Here is a 17,780-nt window from a genome sequence, read left to right as displayed (position 1 = left end):
AACTCTTCAGAAGGAAAAGAAAATGAATCACTACACGCGCTGGCTTGAGCTGAAAGAAGACAATCCGGGTAAGTACGCGCGCGACATCGCAGGGTTAATGAATATCAGCGAAGCAGAGCTGACCTTTACCCGCGTGGGTCACGACGCCTGGCGACTGCGCGGTGAGATCCGCGAGATCCTGGGCGCGCTGGAGGCGGTGGGCGAAACCAAATGCATCTGCCGCAACAACTACGCCGTTCACGAGCAGGTCGGAAGCTTCACCAACCAGCACCTGAACGGCCATGCCGGGCTGGTGCTGAACCCGCGCGCGCTGGATCTGCGCCTGTTCCTCAACCAGTGGGCAAGCGCGTTTCACATCAGTGAAGCCACCGCCCGCGGCGAGCGGCAGAGCATTCAGTTCTTCGACCACCAGGGCGATGCCCTGCTGAAGGTCTACGCCACGGATAACACCGACCTTTCCGCCTGGGGCGACGTGCTGACGCGTTTTATCTTTGCCGATAATCCACCGCTGGCGTTGAAGGCGCCCGACGCGCCTGCTCACACGGAAAATGCGCAAGCCGACCTCGTGGACAACGAGTGGCGCGCCATGACCGACGTGCACCAGTTCTTCAGCCTCCTCAAACGCCATAACCTCAGCCGCCAGCAGGCGTTTCGCCTGGTCGGGGACGATCTGGCCTGCCGGGTAGAGAACAGCGCGCTGGCGCAGCTGCTGGAGACGGCGCGCCGGGACGGCAATGAAATCATGGTCTTCGTCGGCAACCGCGGCTGCGTACAGATTTTCACCGGCGTGGTGGAAAAGCTGGCGCCGATGAAAGGCTGGCTGAACATCTTCAACCCAACCTTTACCCTGCACCTGCTTGAAGACGCCATTGCGGAGACGTGGGTCACGCGCAAACCAACCGCTGACGGGCATGTCACCAGCCTGGAGCTGTTTGCCGCCGACGGGACGCAAATCGCCCAGCTGTACGGCCAGCGCACCGAAGGCGAGCCGGAGCAAAGCCAGTGGCGCAGCCAGATAGACGCCCTGACGGCGAAAGGGCTGGCCGCATGAAACGGTGGCTTGTCCTGTTCAGCGCCCTGCCCCTGATGGCGTTTGCTGCGCCGCAGGAGAAAATCATCACGCTCGGCGGCGACGTCACCGAGATTGTCTACGCCCTCGGCGCGTCGTCTTCCCTGGTGGCCCGCGACAGCACCAGCCAGTGGCCGCAGGCGGCGAACGTGCTGCCGGACGTGGGCTATCTGCGCCAGCTCAACGCGGAAGGGATCTTGTCCATGCGCCCCACGCTGGTGCTGGCCAGCGCCCAGGCGCAGCCCTCCCTGGCGCTAAAGCAGGTTGAGCAAAGCCACGTCCGGGTTATCGCGGTTCCAGCCGCTAACGATTTGAGCGTCATCGACGAAAAAGTGCGGATCGTGGCGGAAGCGACGCACCGGGAGGCCGAGGGGGAAGCCCTGCGCGGCAAGCTGCGTCAGGCGCTGTCAACCCTGCCCACATCGCCGCTCAACAAGCGGGTGCTGTTTATTCTCAACCACGGCGGGATGACCGCGATGGCTGCCGGACAACAGACCGGCGCGGACGCGGCCATTCGCGCGGCGGGGCTGCAGAATGCGATGCAGGGGTTCACCCGCTATCAGCCGCTGTCTCAGGAAGGGGTGATTGCCAGCCGGCCCGATCTGGTGGTGATTTCGCAGGACGGCATCAACGCCCTGGGTGGCGAAGCGAATCTGTGGACGCTGCCCGGGCTGGCGCAAACCCCGGCAGGACGCAATAAGCAGGTGCTGGCGATTGATGATATGGCGCTGCTGGGCTTTAGCGTGCGAACGCCGGAAGCCATCCGGCAGCTGCGTACCAAAGCGGAGCAACTGCCCTGATGTCCCGGCGAGTCGCCCTGTCATTGTGGATGCTGGCCGCGCTGCTGGTCGCCACGACGCTGACGGCCAGCGGTATTGGCGCGCTACGCCTGCCGGTCAGCCTGCTGTGGAATGGCACCGACGAGGCCCTGCGTCAGATCTGGCTGACGATCCGCCTGCCACGCGTGCTGCTGGCGCTGGCGATCGGCGGTTCACTGGCGCTCGCGGGCTGCGTGATGCAGGGGCTGTTCCGCAACCCGCTGGCGGACCCGGGCCTGCTCGGCATCAGCAGCGGCGCGGCACTTGCCGTCGCGCTGTGGGTGGTGCTTCCGCTCTCGCTGCCTGCACTGGTGATGCTGTATGCCCCGATGCTGGCGGCGTTTCTCGGCGCGCTGGCCGCCACCTTCGTGATTTTCCTGCTCAGCCGTCAGCGTGACGCTTCCCTGTCGCGCCTGCTGCTGGTGGGCATTGCCATCAACGCCCTGTGCGGTGCGGCCGTCGGCGTGCTGTCATGGCTCAGCAATGATGCCCAGCTTCGCCAGCTTTCACTCTGGGGAATGGGCAGCCTCGGCCAGGCGCAGTGGTCGACGCTGCTGGCCGTCGCGTCGCTGATGATCCCCACCGTACTGATTATCTGGCGCCTGGCAGGGCCCCTCAACCTGCTGCAGCTGGGCGACGAAGAGGCGCACTATCTCGGCGTGGAGGTGGCCGCCGTGCAGCGGATCCTGCTGCTGTGCAGCGCCCTGCTGGTGGCTGCCGCCGTTGCGATCAGCGGCGTGATCGGTTTTGTTGGCCTGGTGGTGCCGCACCTGGTGCGCATGTGGCTGGGAGCCGACCATCGGGCCACGCTCCCCGGCTCGGTGCTGGCCGGTGCGCTGCTCCTGCTGGTGGCCGACACGCTGGCGCGCAGCGTGGTCGCTCCGGCGGAAATGCCGGTTGGCTTATTGACCAGCCTTCTCGGCGCGCCGTGGTTCCTGTGGCTGATCTTTCGTCGTGGAGGTGCGCATGGCTGAACGCTATTGTGCAGAAAACCTTGTTTTTCGCGCCGGGCAACGCACGCTGATTAACGACGTGTCGCTGACCTTATCTCAGGGCGAGCTGGTGGCGTTGATTGGCCCCAACGGCGCCGGGAAATCGACGCTGCTGCGACTGCTTACCGGCTATCTTAAACCTGCTGGGGGACGGTGCAGCCTGGCGGGTACACCGCTTGCGGCCTGGCAACCGGAAAGGCTCTCCCGCTACCGGGCGGTGATGCGCCAGAGCACGCAGCTCGGATTTGACTGGCCGGTTGAGGCGGTGGTCGGTATGGGGCGCGCGCCCTGGACCCGCACGCCAGAAGCGTCGGTGATCGAGGAGGTGATGGCCATCACCGGCTGTTTACCGCTGGCGGGAAGGCAGTTTGCCGCGCTCTCCGGCGGCGAGCAGCAGCGCGTTCAGCTCGCCCGCGCGCTGGCTCAGCTCTGGTGCGACGGTGCGCCGCGCGGCTGGCTGTTTCTTGATGAACCGACGTCCGCGCTGGATCTCTATTACCAGCAGCATCTGCTGCGCCTGCTGAAATCCCTGACCAGCCGGGGACATCTGCACGTGTGCGCGGTGCTGCACGACCTCAACCTGGCAGCGCTGTGGGCGGATCGCATCCTGCTCCTGCACAGCGGCAGGATCGTGTCCCAGGGAGAGCCGGAAACCGTGTTGGAGGCCGATGCGCTGGCGCGCTGGTACGGCGCACAGGTACACGTCGGCAGGCATCCCGCTCACGCCGTGCCGCAGGTGTTTCTCGTCCCCTGACCGGGCCGGATTCTGACGACGCCGACTCCGGCCAGACACTAGCTTGAGCAACTGACCTCCAGCCGCTTGCCCCACTCAGGCGGGCGGCTGACGTAATCATCATCCCGGTCGGCAAACGGCGTGCGCAACGCCACGTGCAGACGGTGTAACTCGTCGTACTCGCCCTGCTCGGCCTGCTCAATCGCCCGCTGCGCCAGCCAGTTGCGCAACACCATCGCCGGGTTCGTAGCGTTCATCTGCGCCTGGCGGGTCGCATCATCCACCTGCTCCTGCTGCAGCCGCGCGCGGTACGATGCAAACCAGTCGTCAAACGCCTGTCTGTCAATAAACTCATCGCGCAGCGGCGAGGCGGCACTGTGCTGCTCCGTCTGGCCCAGCATCCTGAAGGTGCGCGTGAAATCGCTGCCCTCGCGCGCCATCAGGGCAAACAGGCCATTGAGGATGTCGTTATCGCCCTTCTCCTGCGTGACTAACCCCAGCTTGTTGCGCATCAGCGAGCCATACTCTCGCAGTAAGATCGCCTGATAGCTGTCGAGCGCATCATTCAGGGCATCAACGTCGATGAACGGCGACAGGGTTTGCGCAAGCCGCTGCAGGTTCCACAGGCCCACCGCGGGCTGATTGTCAAAACTGTAGCGCCCCTGATAGTCGGAGTGGTTACAGATGTACCCTGGCTGATAATCATCCAGGAAACCAAACGGACCGTAGTCAAAGGTCAACCCGAGAAGCGACATGTTGTCCGTATTCATGACGCCATGGGCAAAACCTACCGTTTGCCAGCGAGCAATCAGGGCTGCGGTACGGGCCACCACGTCCCTGAACCAGAGAACGTATTGATCCGCGTCGTCCTGCAAATGCGCCCAGTGGTGACGAATGGCAAAGTCAGCCAGTTGGCGCACCTTGTCCGGCTCGCGGCGATAGTAAAAGTGTTCAAAATGACCGAAGCGCAGATGGCTTTGCGCAATGCGCATCAGCATTGCGCCCTTTTCCACGGTTTCGCGCGCAACCGGCGTGTCGCTGGTCACGATCGACAGCGCACGGGTGGTGGGGATACCGAGGGCATGCATCGCTTCGGAGCCCAGGCATTCGCGAATCGTTGAACGCAGAACCGCACGCCCGTCGCCCATCCGCGAATAGGGCGTCAGGCCCGCACCTTTAAGGTGCCAGTCAACCGTCTCCCCATTGGGAAGCTGTTGTTCACCGAGCAGGATCCCCCTGCCGTCGCCCAGTTGCCCAGCCCAGACGCCAAACTGATGTCCGCTATAGACCTGGGCCAGGGGTTGCATACCGGCGAGAAGCGTTTCGCCTCCCCAGACGCCAGCGCTCCCTGAACGCTGAAACAGCTCAGGCGGAATGGCCAGCTCTTCTGCCAGCCGATCGTTATGCCAGATAAGGCGTGAATTTTGTAACGGTGTGGGTTTGAGTGCAGTATAAAATCCCGGCAACTCGTCATGCCAGTGAGCAGTAAAAGACAGGGTCATAAGTCCTCCTGCTTTTAGTGTAGAGGGTTTACCCGGACTTAAACACGGGCGAAAGCAAGGGTTATCGCTGCTGAACCAGCGTAGTGACGTGTTCCGCCGAGACGGCAGGCCAGAGTGTTCCCTGCATGGCGCCAAAATTAAAGGACAACACGCGCTGCAACAGACCGTGGTCGTCAATGCCCGAGACAATCACAGACTGGCAGTGCGGCGTGATTTGCCAGAGGATGGCGCGCATAAATGGCTCAAAAGAGAGCTCTGAAGCACGCTGCTGAATGAAGCCTTTATCGAGAATAACCCGTTTAAATAATCCATCGTAGACCGCCTTGAGCGATGCAGCGCCTGCACCAAAGTTTGCCAGCACCAATGGGAAATGGATTGCCATTCTCGCCAGCTGAAGATCGTCCTTTCCGTTATTTAAACCTGGATAATTCTCATTAACAGTAAACTCAAGAAACGGATAACGCTCAAGAATTGAAACAGCGTTTCCATTACTTAATAAAAATTCAACTATTGCAGGTGTAATATTGATCCATGCAATTAACTGATGCTGAATAAAAAACAGTTTGCAGGTATCAAGCAATTGCAGTTTTTCGTTAAACAGCGCTAACTCTTCAGCCGCTGAAAGTCGTGGGATAACAAGCTCAGTGGGGATCCGCACATCGCTGTCGACGCCAGTAAAGTTAACCAGAATTTCTAAACCTTTAAGCTCCCCTGCGCTATTACGGGCAGGCAAAAGCAGCAGTTCAGACTGGTAAGCATTATCTAGCGTAATTATCATTGCACTCGCCCCGCATTAAAGATGAGAGAGGACATCCTGGAGCAATTGCCGACACAATTCCACTGTCTTGATTTTAATAAGATTAATTTCATTAGTTCCGTATTAATTTTCAGATTTTTCCCTGAATCTAAAATAATCTTATCCTGGTTGCAAAATAATAGCCAGTTTTAGATAAAACAGATACATGAGGGATTCGCTAATTTTAGGTAAATTTAACTTTAATCATCTTATTTGAGAAAAAACGGCATGTTTATTCGCTACCATGCCGTCATAAGAGAGGTATACGACGAAGATTATATACGTCGTGCCTGCCAGAAATTTTTACGCCAGTAAACATTATCAAGAGAAGAGCGCATCACGCCGCGGCTCGTCGAGGCGTGAATGAACTGGTTGTCAGTATCATAAATGCCCACATGAAGTCCGCTTTCCCCCGATCCGGTTTTGAAGAAAACCAGGTCCCCGGGCAGGAGGTCGTCTTTATCAATTTCCGTGCCGATTTCTGCCTGTTTACGCGTTTCACGCGGCAGCTGTAAATCAAACTTGTCGCGAAACGTCATCAGAACGAAGCCGGAGCAATCTACACCGCCACGGCTCATGCCGCCGTAGCGATAAGGCGTGCCGCGCCAGTTGCTCAGCTGATCGTTGAGGCTGGCAATGACGGTGATCGAATCTGAAAGCCGTGGGTTAGGCGGCGGTGCACGATGGCTACTGCATCCCGCAAGAAAAAGTGCGGCCATCAGGAGAAACCAGAATCGCATTTTCAGACGAATCCTCTGCTTTTTTTGTTCTTTTCGTAATTTAGCGTGCAATTGTGCTCGCAGGCAAGAAACGCTTACTCCTGCCCGGTCGAAATCAGCATCTTATGGCCCTCAATATCCAGCCTGCGGAACGACATGTTGTACGCGCGGGCAAGATTGGGCGGCGTAAGAACCTGATCCCGCGTACCGCTGGCGATCATCTTCCCCTGCGACAGCAGCCACACCCGGTGGGCATGACGCAAGGTGTGGTTGAGGTCATGACTGCTCATCACCACGGCGATGCCTTTTCTACTGAGCGCACTTAGCAGGGTATCCAGGGCCGCCTGCTGCGCCACATCCAGACCGCTCATCGGTTCATCGAGAAGCAGCATCCGCCCATGAGGATTACCGGTCGGGTGGACCTGAACAATCACAGCCGCCAGACGCACCCGCTGCCATTCGCCACCGGATAGCTGGCTGACATGCCGGGAGAGTTTATCCTCCAGCCCCAGCGCCGCGGCCACGTCCGTCAGCAGTGCCGTAGAATGTTTGTCGTGCAAATGCAGCATCAGATAGTGCCAGACCGGCATCGCAAAGGGGGGCACCTGCTGCTGCACGAGATAGCTGCGCCGATGCGCCAGCGAGACCGGCGACCACTCGGCCAGCGTATGCTCCAGCAACATTATCTGCCCTTCTCCGGCAGTCATGCCTGCCATCCGTGCCAGCAGCGTGCTCTTTCCTGCGCCGTTTGGCCCGACAAGATGCAGGATTTCTCCCGCATTGACGGCGCCGGTTATCGGCTCCAGACGTCCCTTCTCGGCAACGTCCGTGAGCTGCATCAGCAGCGACATTATTTCGCCAGCGCCAGCTTGATCGATTCCATGACGATCGGATCTTCAGGGGTCATATCCGGTGAAAAACGCTGTACGACCTGACCGTCGCGACCTATCAGGAATTTTTCAAAGTTCCACAGAATATCGTCCGGATAAAGCGGCGCGCGGCCTTTGCTGGCCATGCGTTCATAAAAACCGCTGCCTTCCGGCGCGACGGCTTTCGGTGCGGCAGCGATCAGCTTCGCATACAGCGGGTGGCGGTCTTCACCGTTGACATCGATTTTGCTGAACAACGGGAACGTTACGCCGTAGGTAGTGCTGCAGAAGGTTTTAATCTCCTCTTCGCTGCCCGGCTCCTGCCCCAGGAACTGGTTGCAGGGGAAGCCCAGCACGGTAAAACCGTCTTTCTCCCAGGCCTTCTGAATGTTTTCCAGCTGCTCGTACTGCGGCGTCAGGCCGCATTTGGATGCCACGTTGACGATCAGCAACACATTGCCTTTGTAGCCTTCCAGCGTGGTTTTATCGCCATCAATGGTGGTCACTTCAGTATTCAGGATATCTGACTGCATAGCATTTCCTCAGGTTGTCGATTTAACGTCCAGCTTTTAATAGTAGCCAGATAAAGACCGGCGCGCCCAGCGTGGCGGTCACCACGCCAATGGGCAGCTCTGCGGCCGTCAGGGCAAGCCTGGCGATGATGTCGGCCACCAGCAGCGTGACGGCCCCGGCAACCGCCGAGGCCGGAAGCAAGGTTCGATGGTCCGTGATTCCGCATAGTCGGAGCATATGCGGAATCACCAGACCGATAAAGCCAATCGCGCCCGCCAGAGCCACGCTGACGCCGACCAGCCAGCCAATGGCGATGACCAGCACATTACGCCAGAACCCAATCGGCATGCCCAGCTGGCGAGCTGAGGTTTCACCCAGCGCGAGCATATTCAACGGCTGCGACTGCAGGGCAGCCCACACGATGACCGGCACCAGCAGCGCCATCAGCCAGCCCTGCTGCCAGTCGACGCCGCCAAAGCCGCCCATCATCCAGTACATGAGCTGCCGAAGGTCAAAAGAGGTCGAGAAGTAGACCGCCCAGGTCATCAGCGCGCTACAGATGATCCCCAGCGCCACGCCGGCAAGCAGCAGACGGCTGGTCGATAAGTGCCGTCTGGCAAAACGAAGAAGGATGAGCGTTATCAGTAATGCGCCGAGGATCGCGCTCAGGCTAATGCTCCAGCCGGAGAGATCTCCTCCGCCCAGCATCACCGCTGCAATCAGCCCCACGCCCGCACCGTTAGACACGCCGAGCAGCCCGGGCTCCGCCAGAGGATTCTCAAATAACGCCTGCATAATAGTGCCGCACAGCGCCAGCGCGGCCCCCACCAGCATCACCGCGACGGTACGCGGCAGACGAATTTGCCAGACGAAGAGCTGTCCGTCAGGTCCCCACCAGCTTTCGGGCCCTATCCACCGGTCACCGGCGCAGAGGCTAACGCCTGCGGCGACAATGAGCAGCAGCACCAGAAAAAGCAGGTGACGCCGATCGGAACGGTGCTGAAGATGGACATAATCAAGCATGTTTACGGTTTTCGTAGCGAGAGATGTAATTGATTTTACGGCGGGTTTGCCTGAGAGCGCAAAGAAAAAAGGCCGCGTGGGCGGCCTTTTTAGTTAGTTCATATTACTCTGCTTTGGGCGTTGCGTTTTCGACACGGCTTTTTAACTTCTGGCCGGGTCTGAAGGTCACCACGCGGCGGGCTGTAATGGGAATATCTTCCCCCGTCTTCGGGTTGCGGCCCGGACGTTGGTTTTTGTCTCGCAAATCAAAATTGCCAAAGCCGGAGAGTTTTACCTGCTCACCATTTTCCAGAGCACGACGGATCTCTTCGAAAAACAGCTCTACCAGCTCTTTGGCATCCCGTTTGCTAAGCCCAAGCTTATCAAACAGATATTCTGACATTTCAGCTTTTGTAAGCGCCATAGGTTCAATCCCTCAATGATGCCTGGAATCGCTCTTTTAATGCCTCTACACATTTGGCGACGGTAGCGGCAATCTCCTCTTCTTCGAGTGTACGGCTGGTATCCTGAAGGATCAGGCTGATAGCCAGGCTCTTAAAGCCCTCTGCTACGCCCTTGCCGCGGTACACGTCAAATAAGTTTACGCCAACTACCTGATTTACGCCAACTTTCTTACATTCGGCCAAAATATCTGCTGCGGGCACATTTTCCGCGACCACAACCGCGATATCACGGCGGTTTGCCGGGAAGCGGGAGACGTCCTGAGCCTGAGGAATCACGCGGTCTGCCACCAGGTTCCATTCCAGCTCAAACACGATGGTACGGCCATTCAGGTCCAGTTTACGCTCCAGCTCAGGGTGAACAACCCCAATAAAACCAATGCGTTTGCCGTCTAAATAGAGGGCGGCGCTCTGGCCTGGATGCAGGGCCGGAATGGCTTCTGCGCGGAATTCAATTTCAGATAATTTACCGGTCAGATCCAGAATCGCTTCCAGATCGCCCTTCATATCGTAGAAATCAACCGTGCCTTTTGCCAGGTCCCAGTGCTCTTCATAACGGTTACCGCTGATGGCGCCAGCCAGCATGAGATCCTGACGGATGCCTAAATTTGCCTGATTATCCGGTACAAAGCGCAAACCGCTTTCGAAAATTCGCACGCGGTTTTGCTGGCGATTCTGGTTGTAAACGATAGTGCCCAGCAGGCCCGTCCACAGGGACAGACGCATCGCGGACATTTCGCTGGAAATTGGGCTTGGCAGGATCAGCGCTTCCTGACCCGGGTGGATCAGCTGCTGCAGCTTTGGATCAACAAAGCTGTAGGTGATCACTTCCTGATAGCCTTTGTCGTTCAGCATGGTTTTCACACGCTTCAGGGACAGGTCGGCTTCACGGTGGGTGCCCATCACCAGACCTGCCTGCACAGGCTCGTCAGGGATGTTGTTGTAGCCATAAACACGGGCCACTTCTTCCACCAGATCTTCTTCAATTTCCATGTCGAAACGCCATGACGGCGCAACGGCTTTCCACTCGTCCTGGCCTTCGGTTACGTCGCAACCCAGACGCTTCAGAATATCGGTCACCTGCGCGTCGGCAACGTGGTGCCCAATCAGGCGATCCAGCTTACTGCGACGCAGGGTGATGGTCGCACGCTTCGGCAGCGTGGCTTCGTTGGTGACGTCGATAACCGGGCCCGCTTCGCCGCCGCAGATGTCGATCAGCAGGCGAGTCGCACGCTCCATCGCTTTGTATTGCAGCGCGGGATCCACGCCGCGCTCGTAGCGGTGGGACGCATCGGTGTGCAGTCCGTGACGGCGTGCGCGACCAGTGATGGAAAGCGGGCTGAAGAACGCGCACTCCAGCAGGACGTTTTGCGTTTCGTCGTTGACGCCCGAATGCTCGCCTCCGAAGATACCGCCCATTGCCAGCGCTTTGCTGTGGTCAGCAATCACCAGGGTGTCGGCGTTCAGTTTCGCTTCGGTGCCGTCCAGCAGAACGAGGGTTTCGCCCTCTTTCGCCATGCGCACCACAATACCGCCTTCGATACGATCTTTATCGAAGGCGTGCATTGGCTGGCCCAGTTCCAGCAGAACGTAGTTAGTCACGTCAACCACGGCATCGATAGAGCGGATACCGCAGCGGCGCAGCTTCTCTTTCATCCACAGCGGGGTTGGCGCTTTCACGTTGATGCCTTTCACCACGCGACCGAGGTAGCGCGGGCAGGCATCCGCAGCGTCAACCTGGATAGGCAGCACGTCACTGATGGTCGCTTCAACCGGGGCGATCTCCGGCGCGTTCAGCGCGGTCTGGTTCAGCACGGCAACGTCGCGCGCCACGCCGATGATCCCTAAGCAGTCAGCGCGGTTTGGCGTGACGCTGATTTCGATGGTGTTGTCATCAAGCTTCAGGTATTCGCGGATGTCGGTGCCGATTGGCGCATCCAGCGGCAGCTCAATGATGCCGTTGTGATCGTCGGAAATACCCAGCTCGGAGAAGGAACACAGCATGCCTTCAGACGGCTCGCCGCGCAGCTTAGCCGCTTTGATTTTGAAATCGCCCGGCAGTACCGCACCGACGGTCGCCACGGCCACTTTCAGCCCCTGGCGGCAGTTTGGCGCACCGCAGACGATATCCAGCAGACGGTCACCGCCTACGTTTACTTTTGTTACGCGTAGTTTGTCCGCGTTAGGGTGCTGACCGCACTCTACCACTTCGCCGACGACCACGCCGTTGAATGCCCCTGAAACCGGCTCAACGCCGTCCACTTCCAGACCTGCCATGGTGATCTGGTTAGAAAGCGCGTCGCTGTCCAGCGTGGTGTTCACCCACTCGCGTAACCACAGTTCACTGAATTTCATTGTTCTGTCCTGCCCTTATTTAAACTGTTTGAGGAAACGCAGATCGTTTTCGAAGAATGCACGTAAGTCGGTGACGCCATAGCGCAGCATGGTCAGACGCTCCATGCCCATACCGAAGGCGAAGCCGGAGTAAACTTCCGGATCGATACCCACGTTGCGCAGGACGTTTGGATGCACCATGCCGCAGCCCAGCACTTCCAGCCATTTGCCGTTTTTGCCCATCACGTCAACTTCCGCAGACGGTTCGGTGAATGGGAAGTAGGACGGACGGAAACGAACCTGCAGATCTTCCTCAAAGAAGTTGTTCAGGAAATCGTGCAGCGTGCCTTTCAGGTTGGTGAAGCTGATGTTTTTATCAACAATCAGACCTTCCATCTGGTGGAACATTGGGGTGTGGGTCTGATCGTAGTCGTTACGATAGACGCGGCCCGGCGCGATAATACGGATTGGCGGCGCCTGATCCTTCATGGTACGGATCTGAACGCCGGAGGTCTGGGTACGCAGCAGACGCGTCGCGTCGAACCAGAAAGTGTCGTGGTCAGCGCGTGCCGGATGATGGCCAGGAATGTTCAGAGCATCGAAGTTGTGGTAATCATCTTCAATTTCCGGGCCAGTCGCCACGGTAAAGCCGAGCTCACCGAAGAAACTTTCAATGCGATCGATGGTGCGGGTAACCGGGTGCAGACCGCCGTTCTCGATGCGGCGACCCGGCAGAGAAACGTCGATCGTCTCTGCGGCCAGACGCGCATTCAGCACCGCGCTTTCCAGGTCGGCTTTGCGTGCGTTCAGCGCCTGCTGTACCTGCTCTTTGGCTTCGTTAATCACCGCCCCCGCTGCCGGGCGCTCTTCTGGCGGCAGCTCACGCAGGGTTGTCATTTGAAGGGTCAGGTGCCCTTTCTTCCCAAGATATTCGACGCGGACATTGTCTAACGCGGCAACATCTGAGGCCTGATTAATGGCGGCTGTTGCACTGGCAACCAGCTCTGCGAGATGTGACATGATTTTCCTCATTATGTCGGTGCAGACACCGATTTGGTGGAGTTATTCTCTCAAATTCAGGCACAAAAAAAGCCTCCATCGGGAGGCTTATCTGGCGCTGTTTTTCGTTTCATCTTTCACGCGCTAGCCTCCTGAAGTCAGGTGCTAAAGTAAAAGAAGAAGCGGAAAATAGCAGCATTCATGCTTGCGTTACCTTGTTGGGTAAAAACCGTTGAGACCTTATTGAAAAGCCTGCACGGGTAAATGTCAATCTTCTTACAGGGTTATATGAAAAGAGGGAGCCAGGCCCCCTCTCTCAACTGGCTTATGCCAGTGCTGCTTTCGCTTTTTCGACCAGAGCGGTGAACGCTACTTTGTCGAATACTGCGATGTCAGCCAGGATCTTACGGTCGATTTCAACAGAGGCTTTTTTCAGGCCGTTGATGAATTTGCTGTAAGAAATACCGTTCTGACGTGCTGCTGCGTTGATACGCGCAATCCACAGTTGACGGAACTGACGCTTACGCTGACGACGGTCACGGTAAGCGTACTGACCTGCTTTGATAACAGCCTGGAAGGCAACGCGGTATACGCGTGAACGCGCACCGTAGTAGCCTTTAGCTTGTTTCAAAATTTTCTTGTGACGTGCACGTGCAATTACACCACGTTTTACGCGAGCCATGTGTGCTCTCCTGTATCTATTCTAAGTTAAAAAAGTTAAACGAAACGACTTATGCGTACGGCAGGCACGCGATGACCAGGCCCAGATCGCCTTTAGAAACCATGGCTTTTGGACGCAGGTGACGTTTACGCTTGGTAGCTTTCTTAGTCAGAATGTGACGCAGGTTAGCGTGCTTGTGCTTAAAACCACCTTTACCGGTTTTTTTGAAGCGCTTAGCAGCACCGCGTACGGTCTTAATTTTTGGCATTTTAATAACTTCCACTTCGCATTGTTAAATAAACGAAACATAGGCGAACAAAACCTATGAAACCCGAAGGCTCCACAGATTTTGCTGCTTGAAGGCCTTACTGTTTCTTCTTAGGAGCGAGCACCATGATCATCTGGCGGCCTTCGATCTTCGTAGGGAAGGATTCGACTACTGCCAGTTCACTCAAATCGTCACGGACGCGGTTAAGCACTTCCATACCAATCTGTTGGTGGGCCATCTCACGACCGCGGAAACGCAGTGTGATCTTGGCCTTATCGCCATCTTCCAGAAAGCGAATCAGGCTGCGGAGTTTTACCTGATAATCGCCATCGTCGGTACCAGGACGGAATTTGATTTCCTTAACCTGGATAACTTTTTGCTTCTTCTTCTGTTCCTTAGAAGACTTACTCTTTTCATAAAGGAACTTGCCGTAGTCCATGATACGACAAACTGGCGGTTCGGCGTTAGGGCTGATTTCAACTAAATCTACTCCAGCTTCTTCAGCCTTTTCGATTGCTTCTCTCAGACTCACAATCCCCAGCTGCTCGCCTTCCAGACCTGTTAAGCGAACTTCCTGGGCGCGAATCTCGCCATTGATACGATTCGGACGTGCCGTTTGAACTCGTTTTCCGCCTTTAATACCTTATTCCTCCAGTTGTTGAAGACTGCGGCTGCGAATCTCTTGTTGCAGCTTCTCAATCACTTCACTTACGTCCAGGCTGCCCAGGTCTTTACCACGGCGGGTGCGAACGGCAACTTTGCCTGCTTCCACCTCTTTATCACCACAGACCAACATATACGGGACACGACGTAAAGTGTGCTCGCGGATTTTAAAGCCAATCTTCTCATTTCTCAAGTCTGCTTTTACGCGAATGCCCGCATTTTGTAGTTTCTGCGTCAATTCTTTAACGTAATCTGCCTGAGAATCGGTAATGTTCATCACCACCACCTGCACCGGCGCAAGCCAGGTTGGGAAGAAGCCGGCGAACTCTTCGGTCAGGATGCCGATGAAGCGCTCCAGAGAACCGAGAATGGCGCGGTGAATCATTACCGGCACCTGACGCTCGTTGTCTTCGCCAACATAAGAGGCGCTTAAACGCTGCGGCAGGGAGAAGTCCAGCTGTACAGTACCGCACTGCCATGCGCGATCGAGGCAGTCATACAGGGTAAATTCAATTTTCGGACCGTAGAATGCGCCCTCGCCCAGCTGGTATTCGAACGGAATGCCGTTCTCTTCCAGCGCCACGGCGAGATCCGCTTCTGCGCGATCCCAGGTCTCATCGCTACCGATACGTTTTTCCGGACGCGTTGAGAGTTTGACCACGATCTTCTCGAAGCCAAAGGTGCTGTACATATCGTAGACCATACGAATACAGGCGTTAACTTCATCACGGACCTGATCTTCGGTACAGAAGATATGCGCATCATCCTGCGTAAAGCCACGCACGCGCATCAGACCGTGCAGCGCACCTGATGGCTCGTTACGGTGGCAGCTACCGAACTCCGCCATACGCAGCGGCAGGTCGCGGTAGGATTTCAGACCCTGGTTGAAGATCTGAACGTGGCCCGGGCAGTTCATTGGCTTGATGCAGTATTCACGGTTCTCAGACGAGGTGGTGAACATCGCATCCTTGTAGTTGTCCCAGTGGCCGGTTTTTTCCCACAGCACACGGTCCATCATGAACGGGCCTTTCACTTCCTGATACTGGTACTCTTTCAGCTTGGAGCGTACGAAGGTTTCCAGTTCACGGAAGATGGTCCAGCCGTCGTTATGCCAGAACACCATACCCGGCGCTTCTTCCTGCATGTGGTACAGGTCAAGCTGCTTGCCGATTTTACGGTGGTCACGCTTCGCCGCCTCTTCCAGGCGCAGCAGGTAAGCGTTCAGGGCTTTTTTATCGGCCCATGCGGTACCATAGATACGCTGCAACATCTTGTTGTTGCTGTCGCCGCGCCAGTAGGCGCCTGCGATCTTCATCAGCTTAAAGTGATGACAGAAGCGCATGTTCGGCACGTGCGGTCCACGGCACATGTCGACGTATTCTTCGTGATGGTACAAGCCAGGCTTGTCATCATGCGAAATGTTTTCGTCAAGAATCGAGACCTTATAGCTCTCGCCGCGCTTCACGAAGGTTTCACGCGCTTCGTGCCAGCTGACTTTCTTCTTGATGACGTCATAGTTCGTTTCGGCGAGCTCGTGCATACGTTTTTCGAGCGCGTCGATATCTTCCTGAGTCAGGGTATGGTCAAGGTCAACGTCGTAGTAGAAACCATTATCGATAACCGGACCGATCGCCATTTTGGTGTTTGGCCACAGCTGTTTGATGGCATGGCCCAACAGGTGCGCGCAGGAGTGACGAATGATCTCCAGACCTTCTTCATCTTTTGCGGTGATGATGGCCAGTGTCGCATCGTTTTCGATCAGATCGGAGGCATCCACCAGCTCACCGTTGACACGGCCGGCGATGGTCGCTTTCGCGAGACCAGGACCGATGTCCAGGGCAACATCCATTGGGCTAACAGCGCGGTCGAAATGGCGTTGGCTGCCATCAGGAAGAGTAATTACAGGCATTTTATATCCTTATTTGCAGTGATGCCCCACACATAAGAGCATATACAAAGAAAATAATCGTGATTTGACAATAGATTACGACACCATCTGACCAACAATCGTCAAATTGGTTCGTCATCATTCACCTGCCGGAAAATCAGACAACGCCGGATATACGGCAAGCCTTGCAATGTTAACACTAACAAAAGGGAGATTGCACCCTCTGCTGGCAGATTGATGTGCTGGCACTTTCGCAGGAATTTGCAGGTTGCATATTCCCGGCGCTCGCAATTTAGAAATGCAGGGCTACTCTTGAACAGGTCTTTAAACCCAAAGGTGCATACCATGAACGTATCCAGTAGAACGGTTGTGATATTGAACATCCTTTCCGCCACAGGTTTATTGTTGATTCTCGCCGAACGATTCCACTGGTTCTGAACCGCCCCCTACGCTGGCATAACCCAATCGTTCCTGCGAAGGGGCATATTCAGGCCCTGTTTGGTAGACTGTGGATATCAACGAACAAGGATTAGGTTATGCCAACAAAACGATTTGCCGTAAAACACTGGAAAATGGTGCTGGTGCTGATTGCCATCTGCGGCGCAATGCTGTTACTCCGTTGGGCGGCGATGATTTGGGGTTAGGGGCGAGTAGAGCTCATCAGAAGGGACGTCACAAGATCAGAGAGAATAAACGGGCCGACATGATCATCGGCCCGTCTTCATTACATTCTATAACCCAGTGAAACCGTGGTTCTGCGGTCGGTATGATCCGGTGCAGACTCTGGTGGTGAAGAGTTCCAGGTCACGTTGTAGGCGACTTTCAGACCAAAGTGTTCGTTGATGGCCACGTTGAGCGCCGTCTCAGAGTTCAGCGTCGTGTCGTCGGCACCAAATACAGAAACACCCTGTGTAAATTTGGTGTTATCAGTCATCTGCCAGGCATAGGTACCAGAAGCGTAACCGAGCGGTTGGGTTTTGGTATCGCCATTGGTGTACTCGTCATAACGCACACCGGGACCGAATTCAAAACGGAGGCTGTGTACCGGACCGTTCAGGAACTGACGACCATAACCCGCCGTGAACACGTCACGCTGGCGATAACCGTTGTAACGGTCGGTTAACCAGCTTGCCTGACCAAACAGGTAGTCATAGTCGGTCATGTTGTAACGGCTACGTCCGCCTACCGCATATTTCTCGGAAGAGCGTTCGTCATTAGCGGACGTATTGCTGGCATTACCCCACAGAGACCAGGCGGTGGTATTACCGTACCAGGTGAGCGTACTGTCCGCCGTCAGAGAAGAGCTTTTGGTGTTACCGGATTGTGCCAGGTACCCCGCGTTCAGGTTACCTTCAAACGGTTTTTTCGCGGTGGAGGGATCGTCCATGACAGTAAAAACGGAATCATCGGCGGTCGCGTTCATAGCCGCAAACACGCCACCCGCCAGCATCAGTGCAGCGGGCACTGTCTTTAAAAGCTTCATTTTATTAAGG

Annotated in this window: 21 protein-coding genes and 1 other annotated feature; of the genes, 6 read left to right on the top strand and 15 right to left on the bottom strand. The window is 56.4% G+C overall.

Annotated features, from left to right (window positions below; all coding sequences use genetic code 11):
- Window positions 1-22 precede the first annotated feature (22 nt).
- Genes chuS through BFV67_RS08755 form a run of 4 tightly spaced genes read left to right on the top strand, consistent with a single transcriptional unit; the run spans window position 23 to window position 3,633 of the window.
- On the top strand, window positions 23-1,051 hold the full coding sequence (chuS, locus tag BFV67_RS08770; protein ID WP_063436396.1) for a hematinate-forming heme oxygenase ChuS: 1,029 nt from the start codon (window positions 23-25) through the stop codon (window positions 1,049-1,051).
- On the top strand, window positions 1,048-1,869 hold the full coding sequence (locus BFV67_RS08765) for a heme/hemin ABC transporter substrate-binding protein (protein ID WP_069598157.1): 822 nt from the start codon (window positions 1,048-1,050) through the stop codon (window positions 1,867-1,869). Before chuS ends, BFV67_RS08765 begins: the two co-directional genes overlap by 4 nt.
- The gene (locus BFV67_RS08760; RefSeq protein WP_069598156.1) at window positions 1,869-2,861 is read left to right on the top strand and encodes a FecCD family ABC transporter permease; all 993 of its coding nucleotides are present in this window, start codon (window positions 1,869-1,871) and stop codon (window positions 2,859-2,861) included. Before BFV67_RS08765 ends, BFV67_RS08760 begins: the two co-directional genes overlap by 1 nt.
- Window positions 2,854-3,633: a heme ABC transporter ATP-binding protein gene (locus tag BFV67_RS08755; RefSeq protein WP_069598155.1), complete on the top strand. Its 780-nt coding sequence runs from the start codon at window positions 2,854-2,856 to the stop codon at window positions 3,631-3,633. The genes BFV67_RS08760 and BFV67_RS08755 overlap by 8 nt, the downstream gene beginning before the upstream one ends.
- Before the next feature lie 38 nt (window positions 3,634-3,671).
- On the opposite strand, the gene selO is transcribed toward BFV67_RS08755, so the two are convergent.
- The 14 genes from selO to thrS form a co-directional block, all read right to left on the bottom strand.
- Window positions 3,672-5,114, bottom strand: coding sequence for a protein adenylyltransferase SelO (selO, locus tag BFV67_RS08750; protein ID WP_069598154.1), 1,443 nt, complete (start codon window positions 5,112-5,114; stop codon window positions 3,672-3,674).
- Window positions 5,115-5,175: 61 nt separating this feature from the next.
- Window positions 5,176-5,892: an EAL domain-containing protein gene (locus BFV67_RS08745; protein ID WP_008500649.1), complete on the bottom strand. Its 717-nt coding sequence runs from the start codon at window positions 5,890-5,892 to the stop codon at window positions 5,176-5,178.
- Between the two features lie 293 nt (window positions 5,893-6,185).
- Entirely contained in the window at window positions 6,186-6,650 is a 465-nt protein-coding gene (locus tag BFV67_RS08740; RefSeq protein ID WP_008500650.1) for an NlpC/P60 family protein, read from the bottom strand.
- Window positions 6,651-6,724: 74 nt separating this feature from the next.
- The gene (gene btuD / locus BFV67_RS08735; protein ID WP_039023822.1) at window positions 6,725-7,480 is read right to left on the bottom strand and encodes a vitamin B12 ABC transporter ATP-binding protein BtuD; all 756 of its coding nucleotides are present in this window, start codon (window positions 7,478-7,480) and stop codon (window positions 6,725-6,727) included.
- Window positions 7,480-8,031 (bottom strand): glutathione peroxidase, encoded by a 552-nt coding sequence (locus BFV67_RS08730; RefSeq protein ID WP_021241087.1) that lies wholly within the window; start codon window positions 8,029-8,031, stop codon window positions 7,480-7,482. The genes btuD and BFV67_RS08730 overlap by 1 nt, the downstream gene beginning before the upstream one ends.
- 22 nt (window positions 8,032-8,053) lie before the next feature.
- Entirely contained in the window at window positions 8,054-9,034 is a 981-nt protein-coding gene (btuC, locus tag BFV67_RS08725) for a vitamin B12 ABC transporter permease BtuC (RefSeq protein ID WP_069598153.1), read from the bottom strand.
- A 103-nt stretch (window positions 9,035-9,137) separates the two neighbouring features.
- A complete protein-coding gene (gene ihfA / locus BFV67_RS08720; protein ID WP_003857805.1) occupies window positions 9,138-9,437 on the bottom strand; it encodes an integration host factor subunit alpha in 300 nt (99 codons plus the stop codon).
- Between the two features lie 4 nt (window positions 9,438-9,441).
- Window positions 9,442-11,829: a phenylalanine--tRNA ligase subunit beta gene (pheT, locus tag BFV67_RS08715; protein WP_069598152.1), complete on the bottom strand. Its 2,388-nt coding sequence runs from the start codon at window positions 11,827-11,829 to the stop codon at window positions 9,442-9,444.
- 15 nt (window positions 11,830-11,844) lie between these two features.
- Complete coding sequence (gene pheS, locus BFV67_RS08710; RefSeq protein WP_069598151.1) at window positions 11,845-12,828, bottom strand: phenylalanine--tRNA ligase subunit alpha; 984 nt, start codon at window positions 12,826-12,828, stop codon at window positions 11,845-11,847.
- A 62-nt stretch (window positions 12,829-12,890) separates the two neighbouring features.
- Window positions 12,891-13,015, bottom strand: a sequence feature (Phe leader region).
- Entirely contained in the window at window positions 12,966-13,010 is a 45-nt protein-coding gene (gene pheM / locus BFV67_RS24170; protein ID WP_001386830.1) for a pheST operon leader peptide PheM, read from the bottom strand. Its footprint overlaps the feature before it by 45 nt.
- 117 nt (window positions 13,016-13,132) lie before the next feature.
- The gene (rplT, locus tag BFV67_RS08705) at window positions 13,133-13,489 is read right to left on the bottom strand and encodes a 50S ribosomal protein L20 (protein WP_000124850.1); all 357 of its coding nucleotides are present in this window, start codon (window positions 13,487-13,489) and stop codon (window positions 13,133-13,135) included.
- A gap of 49 nt (window positions 13,490-13,538) precedes the next feature.
- Window positions 13,539-13,736: a 50S ribosomal protein L35 gene (gene rpmI, locus BFV67_RS08700; RefSeq protein ID WP_001124225.1), complete on the bottom strand. Its 198-nt coding sequence runs from the start codon at window positions 13,734-13,736 to the stop codon at window positions 13,539-13,541.
- A 97-nt stretch (window positions 13,737-13,833) separates the two neighbouring features.
- Complete coding sequence (gene infC / locus BFV67_RS08695; protein ID WP_023616141.1) at window positions 13,834-14,376, bottom strand: translation initiation factor IF-3; 543 nt, start codon at window positions 14,374-14,376, stop codon at window positions 13,834-13,836.
- Window positions 14,377-14,379: 3 nt separating this feature from the next.
- The gene (thrS, locus tag BFV67_RS08690; protein WP_008500657.1) at window positions 14,380-16,308 is read right to left on the bottom strand and encodes a threonine--tRNA ligase; all 1,929 of its coding nucleotides are present in this window, start codon (window positions 16,306-16,308) and stop codon (window positions 14,380-14,382) included.
- Between the two features lie 216 nt (window positions 16,309-16,524).
- On the opposite strand from thrS, the gene yncL reads away from it, so the two are divergent.
- Both yncL and yniD read left to right on the top strand, forming a co-directional pair.
- Window positions 16,525-16,725, top strand: coding sequence for a stress response membrane protein YncL (gene yncL, locus BFV67_RS24810; protein WP_084833288.1), 201 nt, complete (start codon window positions 16,525-16,527; stop codon window positions 16,723-16,725).
- Between the two features lie 98 nt (window positions 16,726-16,823).
- Complete coding sequence (gene yniD / locus BFV67_RS24160) at window positions 16,824-16,931, top strand: small membrane protein YniD (RefSeq protein WP_008500658.1); 108 nt, start codon at window positions 16,824-16,826, stop codon at window positions 16,929-16,931.
- A gap of 80 nt (window positions 16,932-17,011) precedes the next feature.
- Here yniD and BFV67_RS08680 read toward each other — a convergent pair whose 3' ends face one another.
- A complete protein-coding gene (locus tag BFV67_RS08680) occupies window positions 17,012-17,770 on the bottom strand; it encodes a DUF481 domain-containing protein (RefSeq protein WP_021241081.1) in 759 nt (252 codons plus the stop codon).
- Window positions 17,771-17,780: the final 10 nt, after the last annotated feature.

The organism is Enterobacter roggenkampii (genome assembly GCF_001729805.1).
Classification (GTDB): Bacteria; Pseudomonadota; Gammaproteobacteria; order Enterobacterales; family Enterobacteriaceae; genus Enterobacter; species Enterobacter roggenkampii.
Note: the sequence above shows the minus strand (reverse complement) of the source record. Positions and strands in the feature narration are given on the sequence as shown.

Excerpts from the sequence above, each read along its gene's own strand:
- BFV67_RS08730 (WP_021241087.1), bottom strand. The coding sequence starts at position 8,031 with ATGCAGTCAGATATCCTGAATACTGAAGTGACCACCATTGATGGCGAT.
- BFV67_RS08740 (WP_008500650.1), bottom strand. The coding sequence starts at position 6,650 with ATGCGATTCTGGTTTCTCCTGATGGCCGCACTTTTTCTTGCGGGATGC.
- yncL (WP_084833288.1), top strand. The coding sequence starts at position 16,525 with ATGTGCTGGCACTTTCGCAGGAATTTGCAGGTTGCATATTCCCGGCGC.
- rpmI (WP_001124225.1), bottom strand. The coding sequence starts at position 13,736 with ATGCCAAAAATTAAGACCGTACGCGGTGCTGCTAAGCGCTTCAAAAAA.
- BFV67_RS08680 (WP_021241081.1), bottom strand. The coding sequence starts at position 17,770 with ATGAAGCTTTTAAAGACAGTGCCCGCTGCACTGATGCTGGCGGGTGGC.
- selO (WP_069598154.1), bottom strand. The coding sequence starts at position 5,114 with ATGACCCTGTCTTTTACTGCTCACTGGCATGACGAGTTGCCGGGATTT.
- yniD (WP_008500658.1), top strand. The coding sequence starts at position 16,824 with ATGCCAACAAAACGATTTGCCGTAAAACACTGGAAAATGGTGCTGGTG.
- pheS (WP_069598151.1), bottom strand. The coding sequence starts at position 12,828 with ATGTCACATCTCGCAGAGCTGGTTGCCAGTGCAACAGCCGCCATTAAT.
- BFV67_RS08760 (WP_069598156.1), top strand. The coding sequence starts at position 1,869 with ATGTCCCGGCGAGTCGCCCTGTCATTGTGGATGCTGGCCGCGCTGCTG.
- BFV67_RS08755 (WP_069598155.1), top strand. The coding sequence starts at position 2,854 with ATGGCTGAACGCTATTGTGCAGAAAACCTTGTTTTTCGCGCCGGGCAA.
- btuD (WP_039023822.1), bottom strand. The coding sequence starts at position 7,480 with ATGTCGCTGCTGATGCAGCTCACGGACGTTGCCGAGAAGGGACGTCTG.
- pheT (WP_069598152.1), bottom strand. The coding sequence starts at position 11,829 with ATGAAATTCAGTGAACTGTGGTTACGCGAGTGGGTGAACACCACGCTG.
- thrS (WP_008500657.1), bottom strand. The coding sequence starts at position 16,308 with ATGCCTGTAATTACTCTTCCTGATGGCAGCCAACGCCATTTCGACCGC.
- BFV67_RS08765 (WP_069598157.1), top strand. The coding sequence starts at position 1,048 with ATGAAACGGTGGCTTGTCCTGTTCAGCGCCCTGCCCCTGATGGCGTTT.
- BFV67_RS08745 (WP_008500649.1), bottom strand. The coding sequence starts at position 5,892 with ATGATAATTACGCTAGATAATGCTTACCAGTCTGAACTGCTGCTTTTG.
- rplT (WP_000124850.1), bottom strand. The coding sequence starts at position 13,489 with ATGGCTCGCGTAAAACGTGGTGTAATTGCACGTGCACGTCACAAGAAA.
- ihfA (WP_003857805.1), bottom strand. The coding sequence starts at position 9,437 with ATGGCGCTTACAAAAGCTGAAATGTCAGAATATCTGTTTGATAAGCTT.
- btuC (WP_069598153.1), bottom strand. The coding sequence starts at position 9,034 with ATGCTTGATTATGTCCATCTTCAGCACCGTTCCGATCGGCGTCACCTG.
- chuS (WP_063436396.1), top strand. The coding sequence starts at position 23 with ATGAATCACTACACGCGCTGGCTTGAGCTGAAAGAAGACAATCCGGGT.